This window comes from Pseudomonas sp. RIT-PI-S, assembly GCF_025642975.1.
Lineage (GTDB): Bacteria > Pseudomonadota > Gammaproteobacteria > Pseudomonadales > Pseudomonadaceae > Aquipseudomonas.
In genome coordinates this window covers 188,898-203,033 of sequence record NZ_JANZKJ010000006.1, presented here as the reverse complement: position 1 = coordinate 203,033, position 14,136 = coordinate 188,898, and the positions used below count along the sequence as shown (strand labels likewise).

17 protein-coding genes are annotated in these 14,136 nt (G+C 62.4%); 10 read left to right on the top strand and 7 right to left on the bottom strand.

Translation table 11 applies throughout. The annotated features are described in order from the left end of the window. The first annotated feature begins 156 nt into the window (after window positions 1–156). Window positions 157–1,059, top strand: coding sequence for a TIGR01777 family oxidoreductase (locus OGL93_RS11240; protein WP_263262716.1), 903 nt, complete (start codon window positions 157–159; stop codon window positions 1,057–1,059). Window positions 1,060–1,074: 15 nt separating this feature from the next. Then, window positions 1,075–2,097 (top strand): ferrochelatase, encoded by a 1,023-nt coding sequence (gene hemH, locus OGL93_RS11235; protein ID WP_263262715.1) that lies wholly within the window; start codon window positions 1,075–1,077, stop codon window positions 2,095–2,097. A 149-nt stretch (window positions 2,098–2,246) separates the two neighbouring features. On the opposite strand, the gene OGL93_RS11230 is transcribed toward hemH, so the two are convergent. Both OGL93_RS11230 and upp read right to left on the bottom strand, forming a co-directional pair. Then, complete coding sequence (locus OGL93_RS11230) at window positions 2,247–3,491, bottom strand: uracil-xanthine permease family protein (protein WP_263262714.1); 1,245 nt, start codon at window positions 3,489–3,491, stop codon at window positions 2,247–2,249. Window positions 3,492–3,493: 2 nt separating this feature from the next. Further along, window positions 3,494–4,132, bottom strand: a complete 639-nt coding sequence (gene upp, locus OGL93_RS11225; protein WP_263262713.1) for a uracil phosphoribosyltransferase — start codon at window positions 4,130–4,132, stop codon at window positions 3,494–3,496. Window positions 4,133–4,283: 151 nt separating this feature from the next. Here upp and OGL93_RS11220 point away from each other — a divergent pair, with 151 nt between their 5' ends. The 3 genes from OGL93_RS11220 to OGL93_RS11210 all read left to right on the top strand — a co-directional run bounded on the left by OGL93_RS11220 (window position 4,284) and on the right by OGL93_RS11210 (window position 5,752). Continuing rightward, the gene (locus OGL93_RS11220) at window positions 4,284–4,841 is read left to right on the top strand and encodes a hypoxanthine-guanine phosphoribosyltransferase (protein WP_263262712.1); all 558 of its coding nucleotides are present in this window, start codon (window positions 4,284–4,286) and stop codon (window positions 4,839–4,841) included. Between the two features lie 84 nt (window positions 4,842–4,925). Next, window positions 4,926–5,399, top strand: coding sequence for a hypothetical protein (locus OGL93_RS11215; protein WP_263262711.1), 474 nt, complete (start codon window positions 4,926–4,928; stop codon window positions 5,397–5,399). Between the two features lie 62 nt (window positions 5,400–5,461). Further along, complete coding sequence (locus OGL93_RS11210) at window positions 5,462–5,752, top strand: PA4642 family protein (RefSeq protein ID WP_263262710.1); 291 nt, start codon at window positions 5,462–5,464, stop codon at window positions 5,750–5,752. 59 nt (window positions 5,753–5,811) lie between these two features. Here OGL93_RS11210 and mqo read toward each other — a convergent pair whose 3' ends face one another. Continuing rightward, entirely contained in the window at window positions 5,812–7,323 is a 1,512-nt protein-coding gene (gene mqo, locus OGL93_RS11205; protein ID WP_263262709.1) for a malate dehydrogenase (quinone), read from the bottom strand. Window positions 7,324–8,050: 727 nt separating this feature from the next. Here mqo and OGL93_RS11200 point away from each other — a divergent pair. Then, the gene (locus tag OGL93_RS11200) at window positions 8,051–8,638 is read left to right on the top strand and encodes a YajG family lipoprotein (RefSeq protein WP_263262708.1); all 588 of its coding nucleotides are present in this window, start codon (window positions 8,051–8,053) and stop codon (window positions 8,636–8,638) included. A gap of 84 nt (window positions 8,639–8,722) precedes the next feature. Here the strand turns inward: OGL93_RS11200 and OGL93_RS11195 are convergent, their stop codons facing one another. Both OGL93_RS11195 and OGL93_RS11190 read right to left on the bottom strand, forming a co-directional pair. Next, a complete protein-coding gene (locus OGL93_RS11195; protein ID WP_263262707.1) occupies window positions 8,723–8,929 on the bottom strand; it encodes a hypothetical protein in 207 nt (68 codons plus the stop codon). 81 nt (window positions 8,930–9,010) lie between these two features. Further along, entirely contained in the window at window positions 9,011–10,180 is a 1,170-nt protein-coding gene (locus tag OGL93_RS11190; protein WP_263262706.1) for a 1-acyl-sn-glycerol-3-phosphate acyltransferase, read from the bottom strand. Window positions 10,181–10,254: 74 nt separating this feature from the next. Between OGL93_RS11190 and OGL93_RS11185 the strand changes: the two genes are divergently transcribed. From OGL93_RS11185 to OGL93_RS11170, 4 genes are all read left to right on the top strand, one after another. Beyond that, the gene (locus OGL93_RS11185; protein ID WP_263262705.1) at window positions 10,255–10,437 is read left to right on the top strand and encodes a CPXCG motif-containing cysteine-rich protein; all 183 of its coding nucleotides are present in this window, start codon (window positions 10,255–10,257) and stop codon (window positions 10,435–10,437) included. Then, window positions 10,437–10,697: a DUF2007 domain-containing protein gene (locus OGL93_RS11180; RefSeq protein ID WP_263262776.1), complete on the top strand. Its 261-nt coding sequence runs from the start codon at window positions 10,437–10,439 to the stop codon at window positions 10,695–10,697. The genes OGL93_RS11185 and OGL93_RS11180 overlap by 1 nt, the downstream gene beginning before the upstream one ends. A 16-nt stretch (window positions 10,698–10,713) precedes the next feature. Beyond that, on the top strand, window positions 10,714–11,334 hold the full coding sequence (locus OGL93_RS11175; RefSeq protein WP_263262704.1) for an SOS response-associated peptidase: 621 nt from the start codon (window positions 10,714–10,716) through the stop codon (window positions 11,332–11,334). Window positions 11,335–11,399: 65 nt separating this feature from the next. Beyond that, complete coding sequence (locus tag OGL93_RS11170) at window positions 11,400–12,221, top strand: M48 family metallopeptidase (protein ID WP_263262703.1); 822 nt, start codon at window positions 11,400–11,402, stop codon at window positions 12,219–12,221. Window positions 12,222–12,269: 48 nt separating this feature from the next. On the opposite strand, the gene OGL93_RS11165 is transcribed toward OGL93_RS11170, so the two are convergent. Both OGL93_RS11165 and OGL93_RS11160 read right to left on the bottom strand, forming a co-directional pair. Continuing rightward, window positions 12,270–12,857 carry a TMEM165/GDT1 family protein gene (locus tag OGL93_RS11165; protein ID WP_263262702.1) on the bottom strand — a complete coding sequence of 196 codons (588 nt, stop codon included), beginning with the start codon at window positions 12,855–12,857 and terminating at the stop codon, window positions 12,270–12,272. A 246-nt stretch (window positions 12,858–13,103) separates the two neighbouring features. Next, window positions 13,104–14,102, bottom strand: coding sequence for a class I SAM-dependent methyltransferase (locus OGL93_RS11160; RefSeq protein WP_263262701.1), 999 nt, complete (start codon window positions 14,100–14,102; stop codon window positions 13,104–13,106). Window positions 14,103–14,136: the final 34 nt, after the last annotated feature.

Genomic DNA, 14,136 nt, shown 5'->3' with positions numbered 1-14,136 from the left:
AGCTGTACAATCGGAAGAACGAGTATAAGTACGAGTCCTTTGGTCTTCTCTGTGTCGTCCTATGGTTAATCTGAGATCGACCTCGATCATTAGTGCCTTGCTTGCACAAAAATAGACCAGCAAAGACTGGGTTTTGGCCATAAGGAGAAACACGCCATGCATATCCTGCTGACGGGCGGTACCGGCTTGATCGGCACTCATCTGTGTCGTTATTGGTCAGCCCAGGGCCACCAGGTCACTGTCTGGAGCCGGCAGCCGGGCCAGGTCGCGCGCCTCTGCGGAGCTCACGTGCGGGGGATCGGCGCCTTGGAGGAACTGCGCAGCCAGCCGGTGGATGCAGTGATCAACCTCGCCGGCGCGCCGATCGCCCAACGGCCCTGGACCCGCCATCGCCGGAATGTGCTCTGGGCCAGCCGCATCGCGTTGACCGAGCAATTGCTGGCGTGGCTGGATGTACAACCGCAGCGGCCACGGATAATGATTTCCGGCTCGGCGATCGGCTGGTATGGCGACGGCGGCGAGCGCCAGCTGGATGAAAGCTCGCCTCCTGTAAGCGAGGACTTCGCCAGCCAACTGTGTATTGCCTGGGAAGAAACCGCTCAACGCGCCGAAGCCCTGGGCATCCGCGTGGTGCTGCTGCGTACCGGCCTGGTACTGAGCAGCGAGGGTGGCATGCTGGCTCATTTGCTCAAGCCCTTCCGCCTGGGGTTGGGTGGCCCGGTGGGCAGCGGGCGGCAATGGATGCCCTGGATTCACATCGACGATCAAATAGCGGCGATTGATTTTTTGTTGAACAGTCAAACCGCCAGCGGTCCTTATAATGCCTGCGCTCCGCGCCCGGTGCGCAACCGCGAGTTCGCCAAGCGGCTAGGCAAGGCCTTGCACCGCCCGGCCCTGTTACCGTTACCGGGGCCAGTGCTGCGGGCCTGCCTGGGAGAGCTTTCGGGGTTGCTGCTTGGCGGCCAAAGGGCGCGGCCCGGCCGGCTGGAAGAGGCCGGTTTTACCTTTGCTTTCCATGACCTGCAAAGCGCGCTGGATGAGCTGCTCCGCCGCCGCTGAATTTTAGGACGACGCATGACCAACCACGCACTGCTGCTGATCAATTTGGGTTCTCCTGCTTCGACTGAAGTCGAAGCGGTGCGGCGCTATCTCAACCAGTTCCTGATGGACCCTTACGTCATCGACATTCCCTGGCCGCTGCGACGGTTGCTGGTGTCGCTGATCTTGCTCAAGCGGCCCGAGCAATCAGCCCATGCTTATGCATCTATCTGGTGGGACCAAGGCTCGCCGCTGATCGAATTGACCCGCCGCTTACAGGCACAAATGGCCCCGCGTTGGGCGCACGGCCCAGTGGAGATTGCCATGCGCTATGGCGAACCCTCCATCGAGGGCGCGTTGCGCGACCTGGCCGCTCGTGGGATGCAAACCATCACCTTGGCGCCGCTGTACCCGCAGTTTGCCGACAGCACCGTGACTACGGCACTGGAAGTCGCCCGCAAGGTCGTGGCCGAGGAGGGGCTTAAGCTCACCCTGAAGGTGCTGCCACCGTTCTATCACCAGCCCAGCTATATCGAGGCCTTGGTTGCCAGTGCTCGCCCCTGGCTGGAGCATGACTTCGACCACTTGTTGTTGAGCTTTCATGGCCTACCGGAAAGCCATATCAAAAAACGCCTGCCCAAGGGCAGCCGGCACTGCCTGACCGATGCCGACTGCTGCCGCGACGCCTCGCCGGCGGAACGAGCAGTGTGTTATCGCGGCCAGTGCATTCGCACCGCCCAGGCCTTCGCCGAACAGATGGGGCTGCCGGATGGCAAGTGGTCGGTATCGTTTCAGTCTCGGCTGGGCAAGAACAAATGGATCGAGCCCTATACCGACGCGCGCCTGGACGCCCTCGCTGCGCAGGGGGTCAAGCGGCTGTTGGTGATGTGCCCGGCGTTCGTGGCCGACTGTATCGAAACCCTGGAAGAAATCGGCATCCGCGGGGCCGAGCAGTTCCGTGAGGCTGGGGGGGAGGAGTTGGTCCTGGTGCCTTGCTTGAATGACAACCCGCAATGGGCCGATGCACTCACCGGCCTGTGCGAGGCGTTGCCCCGGTAGGGGGCTGGCGCCAGGGCCGTAGCAGCCGGGCTTGACCGTGATCGGGCGCAGCTCCGTATGCGCCTGTCGCCGGCAAGCCGCGCCGCTGCGGGTTGGCCCGCGGGCAACCATGAATCGCCTACAGCGACCCGTGGCAACGCCGCCGGGGATCAAGCATCGCGGCGTCTGGGTAACAGCAGGTTCAAGGCAATGGCCACCAGCGCACACAAGGCGATGCCCTTGAGGCCGAAGTCGCTTGGGCCGGGGCCGGTTCCGATCAGTACGCCGCCGATGCCAAACACCAGTGTCACGGAAACGATGACCAGGTTTCGCGCTTCGCTCAGGTCGACTTGATGGCGAATAAGGGTGTTCATGCCCACCGCCGCGATCGAGCCGAACAACAGGCACAGAATGCCCCCCATCACCGGCACCGGGATGCTTTGCAGCAGGGCGCCGAACTTGCCGATGAACGCCAGGCTGATGGCGAACACTGCAGCCCAGGTCATGATTTTCGGGTTGTAGTTCTTGGTCAGCATCACCGCCCCGGTCACTTCGGCGTAGGTAGTGTTGGGCGGGCCGCCGAACAGGCCGGCGGCGGTAGTGGCAAGGCCGTCACCGAGCAAGGTGCGGTGCAGGCCCGGCGTGCGCAGGTAATCGCGGCCGGTCACGCTGCCTACCGCAATCACCCCGCCGATGTGCTCGATCGCCGGTGCCAGCGCCACAGGCACGATGAACAGGATCGCCTGCAGGTTGAATTCCGGGGCGGTGAAGTGCGGGATACCTAGCCAAGGCGCCGCGGCGATTTGCGCGGTGTTCACCACACCAAACCAGAACGCAAGCGCGAACCCGACCAGCACCCCAGCGATGATCGGCACCAAACGGAAGATGCCGCGGCCAAACACCGCCACGATCAGCGTGGTCAGCAACGCCGGCATGGAAATCAACATGGCGGTTCGATAGGGGATCAACTCGGTACCGTCGCCCGCCTTGCCCATGGCCATGTTGGCGGCAATCGGCGCCATCGCCAGGCCGATCGCGATGATCACCGGGCCAATGACCACCGGCGGCAGCAGGCGGTCGATAAACCCGGTGCCTTTGATTTTCACCGCAAGGCCGAGGAAGGTGTACACGAAGCCCGCGGCCATTACCCCACCCATGGTCGCGGCGAGGCCGAACTGCCCCTTGGCAAGGATGATCGGGGTAATGAACGCGAAGCTCGATGCCAGGAACACCGGGACTTGGCGACCGGTCACCAGTTGGAACAGCAGCGTGCCGAGCCCCGCGGTGAACAGCGCCACGTTGGGGTCCAGGCCGGTAATCAGTGGCATCAGCACCAATGCGCCGAAGGCGACGAAGAGCATCTGCGCGCCAGACAACACCTGGCGCCAAAGCGGGTCGTTGAATTCGTCCCGCATGCTCAGGCGTCCTTCTGCTTGGTACCGAAAATCTTGTCACCGGCATCGCCAAGGCCAGGGATGATGTAGCCGTTTTCATTCAACTGCTGGTCGATGGACGCGGTGTAGATCTGCACGTCGGGGTGGGCCTGCTCGACCGCGGCAATACCTTCGGGCGCGGCAACCAGCACCATGGCACGAATGTCCCGGCAGCCCGCTTTTTTCAGCAGGTCGATGGTGGCGACCATGGAACCGCCGGTGGCCAGCATGGGGTCAATGATCATTGCCAGGCGCGATTCGATTCCGGTCACCAGTTTTTCCAGGTAGGTGTGGGCTTGCAGGGTTTCCTCGTTACGGGCAACGCCTACCGCGCTCACCTTGGCGCCGGGGATCAGGCTGAGCACGCCATCGAGCATGCCGATACCAGCGCGCAAAATCGGGACTACAGTGATCTTCTTGCCAGCGATCTTTTCAACCTGCACCGGCCCACACCAGCCTTCGATTTCATAGGTTTCCAGCGGCAGGTCCTTGGTCGCTTCATAGGTCAGCAGCGCACCTACTTCCTGTGCGAGTTCGCGAAAATTCTTGGTGCTGATATCGGCACGGCGCATCAGGCCAAGCTTGTGGCGGATCAACGGGTGGCGGATTTCGCGGATGGGCATAGGAAAACGTCTCCGGGGCGGTCAGAAAAATGCGCGGTAGATTAATCTATCCACAGCCTGCTGTCTGGACGTTAGTCCAGAAACGCTTGATTCGTTTCGCCCAGGTGCGTACCTTTGCCGCCTTTTACCCGGAACCCCCCTGGAGAGCGCCATGTCCGCTGATCTCGAGCATATTCGTCAAGTCATGCGCGAAGCCGATTGCCTTTACACCGAAGCTGAGCTGGATGCCGCGATTGCCCGTGTTGGTGAACAGATCTGCGCGCAGTTGGCTGACCGTAACCCGGTTGTGTTCTGCGTAATGAATGGCGGGCTGATTTTCGCCGGCAAACTGCTCACGCATCTGGACTTCCCCCTGGAGGCCAGCTACCTCCATGCGACCCGGTACCGCAACGAAACCCGTGGCGGCGACCTGTTCTGGAAAGCCAAGCCGGAAATCTCCTTCATCGACCGCGATGTACTGATCATCGATGACATCCTCGACGAAGGTCATACCCTTAGCGCGATCATTGATTTCTGCCACCACGCCGGCGCCAGCGCGGTGCACACCGCCGTGCTGATCGATAAGCAGCACGACCGCAAGGCCAGCCCGGACCTGAAAGCCGACTTCGTGGGCCTGCCTTGCGAAGACCGCTATATCTTCGGCTATGGCATGGACTACAAAGGCTACTGGCGCAATGCCGCTGGAATCTATGCGGTAAAGGGGCTGTAAGCCATTTACCTAGTGCCAGCCAGTCAAGGGATTTCCCCGTAGCCGGTTGGTGTTACATTGGCGGGCCACGCCCTGGAGCCCGCCATGCGCTATGTTTTTCCTGCCCTGATACTGCTCGCCTGTTCCCTCCCATTGGCCGCCGCGCCCATGCACGAACAGTACCTTCCACCCGACGAGCAGGGGCTGCGCGGCGGCACTCCAGACCAGCAATTGCTGCTGCAAGTGACGGAATTTTCCCTGGTGGCGGGCAACCAGCGGTTGTCCAACCAGCAACCGATTCCGGTGACCGCGCCGGTCACCCTGCGGCTCAAGGGCAAGCCCCTGAACAAAGGGGGCAGCCTTACCCAGGTTTTCATTACCTTCGATGCGGAAAGCAAAAGCCTAAAGCGGCCGACGCTCGATGAAGAAAACAGCACCCTCACTTTGACTTACCCGCTGGCTCAATACCGGGTGTTGATGGACATGCTGCGTAACGACCCGGTGTATGTGCAGTTCCTTACCTACCCCAATGGCCATGTTTGGGCAGATGTGCACACCGGCAGCATCAAGGCGCGTTGAGTGGCAAGGAGGCAGGGGGGTAAACTGCCCGGCCTCGGGTTATCCACAAGGTGAGCAGGCAGATGCGTAAAGACAAACAGCAGGTGATCGGGGATGAGATCGGTGATGAACAGATCAAGCTGTTCCTGGCGGTAGAACCGGCCGACGATACTCCGCCGTCCTTGCATAAGCTGGTGAAGGCGTACCGTGGCTTGCGGATAGATGACTTCGAGCGCTTCGTGGCCTTCTTTATCGAAGCCGGCTACGACCTGCATGCAAAAGATGCGAAGGGGCAGGATTTCATTGCCCAGATTCAAGACCAGCGCAACGCTCAGGAATACATCGCCATCATTCAACAAGCCGCCAACGCCTGACGGCATTGGCGGGCGCCTCGCCTTGCCGGCGGCGAAGGCGAGGCAGGCTACCTGAGCGATCAGGCGTAACGCTCGCCTTCAGTCTCGCCCGCAGGGGCCAGTTCCAGCTGCGCGTTGCTGCGATCGAACACCTCACGGTACAGGGCTGCATCGGTTGCCAGGGCTTTTTCCCGTGCCGGGAAAATTTCCTTGAGCTTGGCGGTCCAGGCCTCGGATCGGTATTGCTCGGGGAAGCAGCGCTCGATCAATTCCAGCATGATCGATACCGTCACGGATGCCCCAGGGCTTGCGCCCAGCAATGCCGCGAGCGACCCGTCCCGGGCCGACACCAGCTCGGTGCCAAACTGCAACACGCCGCCCTTTTTCGGGTCCTTCTTAATGATCTGCACCCGCTGGCCAGCCACTTCCAGGCGCCAGTCCTCGGCCTTGGCTTGTGGATAGAAGCGGCGCAGGGACTCGAGCCGTTGCTCCATCGACTGCATCACTTCACTGACCAGATAGCGGGTCAGGTCCATGTTGTCCCGGGCAACCGCCAGCATTGGGCCGATGTTGCCCAAGCGTACCGAAAGGGGCAGGTCCATCAGTGAGCCGTGCTTGAGGAACTTGGTAGTGAAGCCGGCATACGGCCCGAACAGCAGAGATTTCTTGCCGTCCACTACGCGCGTATCCAAGTGCGGTACCGACATTGGCGGCGAGCCGACGGCGGCCTGGCTATACACCTTGGCCTGATGGCGCTCGACGATCTCCGGGTTGTCGCATCGCAGCCACTGGCCGCTCACCGGGAAGCCGCCAAAGCCCTTGCTCTCTTCGATGCCTGACAGCTGCAACAACGGCAGCGCCGCGCCGCCAGCGCCGAGGAACACGAAGCGAGCATCCAGCTGGCGGGTATGGCCGCTGTGCACGTCTTTGACGTCCACCGTCCAGCCGCCTTGGCGACGAGTCAGGCCGGTGACTTTCTTCGAATACTTGACCTGTGCATCGCCCGCCTTGCCCAGATGGCCGAGCAGCAGGTTGGTCAAGGCGCCGAAGTTGACGTCCGTACCCTTGGCCACGCGCGTGGCAGCCAGGCGTTCGCTGGTGGGGCGGCCATCCATCATCAATGGCATCCACTCGACCAGCTTGGCGTGGTCCTCGGTGTATTCCATGTCTGCGAAGGCATGGTGTGGCTTGAGGCTCTCGTAGCGTTTCTTCAGGAACGCAATGCCGCTATCGGCCACATAGCTCAGGTGCGGCACTGGATTGATGAAGGCTTTCGGTGAGCTGAACGCGCCCTTGCCCATCAAGTAGGCCCAGAACTGCTTCGAGACCTCGAACTGGGTGTTGATCTGCACGGCTTTCTTGATGTCGATGGAACCGTCTGCCGCTTGCGGCGTGTAGTTCAGTTCGCACAGCCCTGCATGCCCGGTGCCTGCGTTGTTCCAAGGGTTGGAACTCTCCGCCGCGCCGGAATCCATTGCCTCGACCACTTCCAGCCGGAGCCCTGGGTCGAGCTCCTTGAGCAGTACCGCCAAGGTGGCACTCATGATGCCAGCCCCCACCAGTACTACGTCGACTGCTTCGTTCTGCGCCATTAACGCATCTCCAAAATCTTCTGCATCAAATAGACAGCCAGGGATCCGGGTTGCTCCGCTGAGCCCGCCGTTGGGCGAGGTAACAGCCGTGAGCGAATCACCTTGGCCGATTTTTCTGCGCTCGCGCCGCCGCGTGTCCCGCTACCGATGGTGTGCCCATGAACGCATGCGCGCAGGCCAGGGGCAATAGACCAATGGTCGGGGGGTGGCGACGAGAGAGGATCACCGGTAGGCGATACCCCGGCGCGATGACTGGAACGGGGGCGTTAAGGCTTTGATTGCTGACGCAATGTTATTCATGTTTTTGCTCGCCACACTCTCGTGAAGTTGTGAAAACCGTTGTTTTTCACGCTCTTTTGGAGTCGTAAACCTCAAAGTGAGGTTCGCCGCGAAGCTGGTTGGCGAAGCCCCGAGGGTTAGCGGCACAGTGCAGGCACACCGCGCCGCTGACCTGATGGAGGCCTCTCCGTCGGCGCGGCTGGAAGCGACAAGTTGCGTCGGCAAAGCTGCAGGGCCCGATCAGGAGACGTCCTTATAATCGGGGCGAGATTATAGCGGCCAAACTGGGGAAAATGCTCCTGGAACCGGCAAAACTTGCGCGATGTCCGAATAACATCCCGTTGCGGCAGGTCTTGAAGCCTCGCAGGAAAGTACGCCGTCCTTTTGATGAGCAGATAATGGCGTTCCGTTATACTGCCGCTTCGTTTTTATTCTGGAGATCTCGCGCATGTTGCCTCGCCTGTTGTTCGGTTTGATCGCCGCATCTGCCTTGACATTGGCCGGCTGTGCCAACAGCCCCCAGCAGCTGAATCCGCAACCAAAAATTACCGAGCAACTGGCGCCAGTAGGCCAGGGGCAACCTGTGGTGGTTCGCGTGGTCGATGGCCGCGCCTCGCCGACCCTGGGCACCCGCGGCGGCCTGTACCCGGAAACCAGCGCGGTGTCGGTCAACGGTGCCGACGTGCTGCCCAAGCTGCAAGCCCAGGCCGAAGCTGCCGTTCGGCTGCTGGGCTTCACCCCGAATGCCAGTGCTTATAACGCGCCGCAGCTGACCGTGACGCTGGCGGACCTCAAGTATCAATCGCCGAAGGACAACATGTACGTCACCGAGGCAACCATTAGCGCCACCTTCCGCGCCGACGTGCAGAACTCCAGCGGCCGCTATAGCGGGCGTTACAACGCTTCCTTGAACCAGCGCTTCGGCATGGCGCCGAACCAGGAGACCAACACCAAGCTGGTGAGCGACGTGCTTAGCGACGCGCTGACCCGGTTGTTCAAGGACCCGACCATCGGGCAGAAACTGTCGCAGCAATGATCCACCGATTGTAAGCACTGTCAGCCTGCGAACGGAGCGATGGCGGCGTTCGCGGGCTCGCCCGCCCCCACAGGGCGGGTTTTTTTATGCCGCCTCGATGTGCCAATCCAGCAGGCTGATCCCCGTTGCGGGGTCCACTTCTGGCCAGTTGGGGTGTTGATGGCCGCCCAATGCGCAATACACCAGCCAGCCTCTGTCCTGGACGTTGAATGCCATTGCATCGATGAGGGCTTCTTGTTCATCGCTGGGGGCGATCAGGTAGAGGCGATCCTGATTATTGGCGTGCAGCATGCCGGGGCTCCGTCGAACTGTGCGTCTGATCTGGGCGCACAGCCTGACGTGCTTTGATGACGGTGTTATGACGAACGGCGCTCAGGCGTCCAGCGGTAGCCCTGCCTTGACACGGTATTGGTTGCGTACCGGGCAAGCATATTGGGCGATCAGCCAGGGCCGATGTTCCGCCGGGCAGGCCTCCAAGCGGTGTTGCCACTCTGCCTTGGCTTTATCCAGCTCCTCGGCACCGAACAGGCTCGCCGCGTTCGGCACCTGCAATGCAGGATCGGCTCCTTCCCAGCGGGCATATGCCAGGTAGTGCACCGGGAACAGCCGGTAGCCGGCGAGCACGCAGCGGTCGATCTCCGCCGCCAGCTGGCGAGGGTCGGCGAACTGTTCGGTGACCGGAGCGGAAAAGTTGATGTGTACGCGGCCCTTATAGCCGGTGATGCCCAGGGCAATACTGATGTCGTCCTCCCCAGGTGCCTTCACGTACCCGCCGGTGGTAGCGCGGATGTACAGCTCGCGGGCCTTGGCCAGGTCGCAGGGGTCATATTCGTAACTGATGGACACAGGCGTGAGGTTGAGCGAGCGAATGACATCGCCAAAAGGCTCATCCTTGCGGCTCATGTGGAACATCTTGAGGATCGCTGAATCGGTGCGATCGTCCCCGTCCTTGGCGCGCCCTTCAGCCTGGGCGATCCACACCGACTGGCAGTCGGTGCGGATGGAGTGGTTGATGTAAGCCGACAACAGCTGGTAAGCGGCGAGCTTCTCGCGCCGGCCGCTGATTGAGCGGTGCACGATAAAGCTCTTGTTCAGGCGCATCAGGTCGCTGACGAAGGGCTTTTGCAGCAGGTTATCGCCAATGGCGATACGCGGCGTGGGCAGGCCCGCGTGGTAGACCGCATAGTTGACGAAGGCCGGGTCCATCACGATGTCGCGATGGTTGGCCAGCAGCAGGTAGGCATTACCGTGCTGCAGCTGCTCCACACCGGTGTAGGTCACGCCATCCGTTGCGCGCTCGATAGTGTGGTCCACGTAGAACTCGACCTTGTCCTGCAAGGCCGCGACGCTCTCGATACCGGCGAATTCATTGCGCAGCTTGCGCGCGATCAGCGGGCGCAAGGCCCAGCCGAGCGGCCCGGCGAAGCGCGGAAAACGAAAGCGGGTGAGAATGTCGAGAAAGGCCGGGTCGCTCAGCAGGCGGCTAAGGACGGCTTTGACCTCGGAATCATCGTAGGGCCGGATGGTATCGAATTCGCCCATATGCTCTCTTGTTGGAAACGGCTAGGGTTATAAACAAACGCGGCATTATACGCATAACTTGCAGGGGTGTTCCGATGCTGGAAAACGAGCGTTATCAATGCCCATGTTGCGGCGAGCCAGTCGAGGCGGTGCTCGATCTCTCGGCCGGCGACCAGCAATATATAGAAGACTGCCCGGTATGCTGCCGCCCCTTGGTGTTCAACCTGTACACCGACGGCACCCAGTGGTCGCTCGACGTACGCAGCGAGAACGAATGATGCGCCGCATCTACGAGCCCGAAAGCCTGCTGGAAGCGGAGCTGCTGGTGGGCATGCTGGCCAGCGAAGGCGTAGTGGCCCACCTTAGCGGCGCACACCTGATGGGCGGCGTGGGCGAACTGCCCGCGCTCGGCTTGCTCGCGCTGCTGGTCGACGACGACCATGCCGAGCGCGCGCGGGCACTGATCGATGCGTACAATGCCGCCTTCGTGCTGCCGGCCGAAGAGCCGGACAGCTACCCGGGTAGTTTGCTGTGCTGAGCCGGAGTCATTGTGCATGTGCGGTCGTTATGCGTTGTTCCGTTGGGCTCCGGCGTTCGCCGCCCTGCCGGGTTTTCCAGGCGACCAGCGGTCGCAGTGGAATATCTCTCCGGGCCAGCAGGTACTGATAGAACGCCAGGGGGAGGGTGGCCGTGAACTGGCCACGGCGCGCTGGGGCCTGACCCCACCCTGGCTCACCGATCTGTCCCGTACCCCTAACCATGCGCGGGCCGAGACCCTGGCCGAACAACCCATGTTCCGCGAGCCTTTCCGGGCGCGGCGCTGCCTGGTGCCGGCGAACGGCTTTTACGAGTGGCGCGGCGGGGTGCGCAAGCGGCCTTACTGGCTGACCCCTGCGCAAGGCTCCTTTTTGTACTTTGCCGCCGTATGGGACGCCTTCCCGGTGCAAGAGCAGTTGTGGCTGAGCATGGCTATCGTCACCCAAGCGGCAGCGAACCAGCGGCGGCCGTTGATCCTCGACGCCGCTGGCCAAGCCGCCTGGCTGGACCTGGCCACGCCGCTGCCGCTGCTCTACTCACTGCTGGCGCAACCCCCGGCAGCACTGCTGGAGCGGCCGCTGGCCAACCTGGTGAACGACCCCAAGCTCAATGCGCCGGAGTGCCTGACGCCTGCGTAGGTTGTGTGTCTGCGCTGATACAGAGCTGCTAGCATTGGCGACCTAGCATTCACACGGAGCCTCCCATGCGTAAGCCGTTTGCCACTCTGGCCCTGAGCAGCAGCCTGTTGCTCGCTGCCTGCCAGGCCGTCAACACCACCAGCGGCGATGCCGTGGGCGTGGAGCGCAAGCAATATATGTTCAGCATGCTGTCCACCGCACAGGTGAACCAGATGTATGCCCAGTCGTACCAGCAGACCCTCACCGAGGCGTCCGGCAAAGGCGTGCTGGACAAAAACAGCGCCGAAGCCAAGCGGGTACAGGCCATCGCCAACCGGCTGATCGCCCAGGCACCGAAACTGCGCCCAGACTCCGCCCAATGGACCTGGGAAGTGAACTTGATCAAAAGTGATGAACTCAACGCCAACTGCGGGCCAGGCGGCAAGATCATCGTGTATACCGGGATCATCGACAGCCTCAAGCTCACCGATGATGAACTCGCTGCGGTGATGGGGCATGAAATTGCCCACGCCCTGCGCGAGCATGGGCGCGAGGCGATGTCCAAGGCCTATGGTATCGAGATGGCCAGGACCGGCGCCGGTGCGCTGCTGGGGCTTGGCCAGGACAGCCTGGCCTTGGCCGACACCGTGGTGCAATACAGCCTGACGTTGCCCAACAGCCGGGCCAATGAGAACGAGGCCGACCTGATCGGCCTTGAACTGGCGGCCCGGGCAGGTTTCGACCCCAATGCCGCAATCAGCCTGTGGAAAAAAATGACCGCGGCCGAAGCCGGTAACGCACCGCCAGAGTTCACCAGCACCCACCCTTCCAGCGCCAACCGTATCGCCGCGCTGGAAGCGGCCATCCCTAAGGTGCAGCCGCTTTACCAGGCCGCCAAGAAAAGCTGAGGCTAGCCCCGCGCCTTCTGGCGCGGGGTGGCCAGCGGTGCGCCTGAGTCAACCCACCCAGCCGCTGACCTTCATGGCTTCGTACACAGCAAACGCCGCCAGCACGAAGAACGACAGCGCCGCCAGCCGGCGGATCAGCGTCAGCGGCAGTTTGTCGGCGGCGAAGTTACCGGCCAGCACTACCGGCACATTGGCCGCGAGCATGCCCAGGGTGGTCCCCAGGATCACCAGGATCAGATGAGGGTATTGCGCGGCAAGCATCACCGTGGCGACTTGGGTCTTGTCGCCGATTTCTGCCAGGAAGAACGCGATCAGCGTGGTTACGAACGGCCCATACGCCTTGCCGGTACGGGTTTCGTCGTCGTCGATCTTGTCTGGAACGAGGGTCCATAGGGCAGTGGCGGTGAAGCTGGCGGCGAGGATCCAGTGCAGCACGGTCTGCGAAAGGAAATTGCTGACCAGCGCGCCCACCGCGCCAGCGGCGGCATGGTTGGCCAGGGTCGCGGCAACGATGCCGGCAATGATCGGCCAAGGCTTGCGAAAGCGAGCGGCGAGAATAAGGGCAAGCAGTTGGGTCTTGTCACCGATTTCGGCGAGGGCCACCACACCGGTGGGGACAAGCAGGGATTCGAGCATCAGGCTTCCTACAGGGGCGGGTCAACACGGCTATGACACGTACGACCTCCCCGCCCCGGGTAAGGTGAACGTGTCATAGGTCTTGTCAAACCGGCCGGTGCCGCAGGTGGGCACGGGGGTCGCAGCGCCATGGCCTGAGGGCCAAGTATGTTGACGCATGCCTGTGAGCGCGAGCTCGCGGAGACTACTCCCCTAGGACGGAGCGGATTCTGCCTACCCTGGCCGCCAAGCGCAAGGGCTTTGCCACTATCGAAGCGCGCGATACACGCGGAAACCGTCGCCCTCGGCCAGCACCGAGCAATCGCGCAGGTGCGCTTCGAGCAGCGGCTGGTAACGCAAGAAGCTGTTGGCTACCAGGCGGATCTCGCCTCCCGGCGCCAAGTGGGACGCCGCTCGCTGAAGCAGGGCCTCGCTGGCTCGGTAATCGGTATGAACTCCAGTGTGGAAGGGTGGGTTGCTGATGATCGCGCTCAACCCCTGCGGCGCCCCGCCGATGCCATCGGCGCAGATGAGCTCACCCTCCAGGCCATTGGCTTCCAGCGTGAGCCGGGCGCTGGCGATAGCGAAAGCGTCCACATCCAGCAGGCTGACCCGGGCTTGCGGGTAGCGCCGCTTGAGCACTGCGCCGATCACACCGGCGCCGCAGCCGAAATCCAGCAGGTGGGCCGCGGGTAACCCGTCGAGTTGCCCCAGGAGCAAGCGTGTGCCGCGGTCAAGCCGCCCATGGCTGAACACCCCTGGCAGGCTGACCACGTTCAACGGCTCTGCACCCTCCAGCTCCAGGGTGAACCGCTGGGCGAGGCTGTTGAGGTGCGGTTCGGTGGGCGCTTGATCGACATCCACTTGCCACAGCTGGCAGTGGCGCGCGCTGTCGAGCTTGCGCGGGCGACCGAAGGCGGCCAACTGACGCGCTGCGCCCTCGATGCCGCCACGTTTTTCGCCTACCAGGAACAGGCTGCGCCCAGCCAGGCGGCTGGCCAGCGCATTGAGCACATACGCCGCAAGCTCCCGCGCCTTGGGCAGGAACACCACCGCGGCGTGGAAGTCCCCTTCGGGCGGGCTGACGCCAAAGTTTGCCCGCTCGCCGTGGCGCAGGGTGAGGGCAGCATGGTCGGCGGCGTTCCAGCTCCAGCCATGGGTATCCGGTAGCCTGTCGAGCAGCCCGTCGGCGGGCAAACCGACGAGCAATAGGCGGCCTTGGAACAAATGGGCCTGGCGAAGCAGCACTTCACTGCGCGGGTCCATGGCGAACTCCTGGCAAAAACGCCGAGTTTATCAG

What these genes read in the sequence shown, in the direction of transcription:
- OGL93_RS11180 (WP_263262776.1), top strand. Translation starts at nt 10,437, where the DNA reads ATGCGCCGCATCTACGAGCCCGAAAGCCTGCTGGAAGCGGAGCTGCTG.
- OGL93_RS11200 (WP_263262708.1), top strand. Translation starts at nt 8,051, where the DNA reads ATGTTGCCTCGCCTGTTGTTCGGTTTGATCGCCGCATCTGCCTTGACA.
- hemH (WP_263262715.1), top strand. Translation starts at nt 1,075, where the DNA reads ATGACCAACCACGCACTGCTGCTGATCAATTTGGGTTCTCCTGCTTCG.
- OGL93_RS11190 (WP_263262706.1), bottom strand. Translation starts at nt 10,180, where the DNA reads ATGGGCGAATTCGATACCATCCGGCCCTACGATGATTCCGAGGTCAAA.
- mqo (WP_263262709.1), bottom strand. Translation starts at nt 7,323, where the DNA reads ATGGCGCAGAACGAAGCAGTCGACGTAGTACTGGTGGGGGCTGGCATC.
- OGL93_RS11215 (WP_263262711.1), top strand. Translation starts at nt 4,926, where the DNA reads ATGCGCTATGTTTTTCCTGCCCTGATACTGCTCGCCTGTTCCCTCCCA.
- OGL93_RS11195 (WP_263262707.1), bottom strand. Translation starts at nt 8,929, where the DNA reads ATGCTGCACGCCAATAATCAGGATCGCCTCTACCTGATCGCCCCCAGC.
- OGL93_RS11170 (WP_263262703.1), top strand. Translation starts at nt 11,400, where the DNA reads ATGCGTAAGCCGTTTGCCACTCTGGCCCTGAGCAGCAGCCTGTTGCTC.
- upp (WP_263262713.1), bottom strand. Translation starts at nt 4,132, where the DNA reads ATGCCCATCCGCGAAATCCGCCACCCGTTGATCCGCCACAAGCTTGGC.
- OGL93_RS11175 (WP_263262704.1), top strand. Translation starts at nt 10,714, where the DNA reads ATGTGCGGTCGTTATGCGTTGTTCCGTTGGGCTCCGGCGTTCGCCGCC.
- OGL93_RS11185 (WP_263262705.1), top strand. Translation starts at nt 10,255, where the DNA reads ATGCTGGAAAACGAGCGTTATCAATGCCCATGTTGCGGCGAGCCAGTC.
- OGL93_RS11210 (WP_263262710.1), top strand. Translation starts at nt 5,462, where the DNA reads ATGCGTAAAGACAAACAGCAGGTGATCGGGGATGAGATCGGTGATGAA.
- OGL93_RS11230 (WP_263262714.1), bottom strand. Translation starts at nt 3,491, where the DNA reads ATGCGGGACGAATTCAACGACCCGCTTTGGCGCCAGGTGTTGTCTGGC.
- OGL93_RS11160 (WP_263262701.1), bottom strand. Translation starts at nt 14,102, where the DNA reads ATGGACCCGCGCAGTGAAGTGCTGCTTCGCCAGGCCCATTTGTTCCAA.
- OGL93_RS11165 (WP_263262702.1), bottom strand. Translation starts at nt 12,857, where the DNA reads ATGCTCGAATCCCTGCTTGTCCCCACCGGTGTGGTGGCCCTCGCCGAA.
- OGL93_RS11220 (WP_263262712.1), top strand. Translation starts at nt 4,284, where the DNA reads ATGTCCGCTGATCTCGAGCATATTCGTCAAGTCATGCGCGAAGCCGAT.
- OGL93_RS11240 (WP_263262716.1), top strand. Translation starts at nt 157, where the DNA reads ATGCATATCCTGCTGACGGGCGGTACCGGCTTGATCGGCACTCATCTG.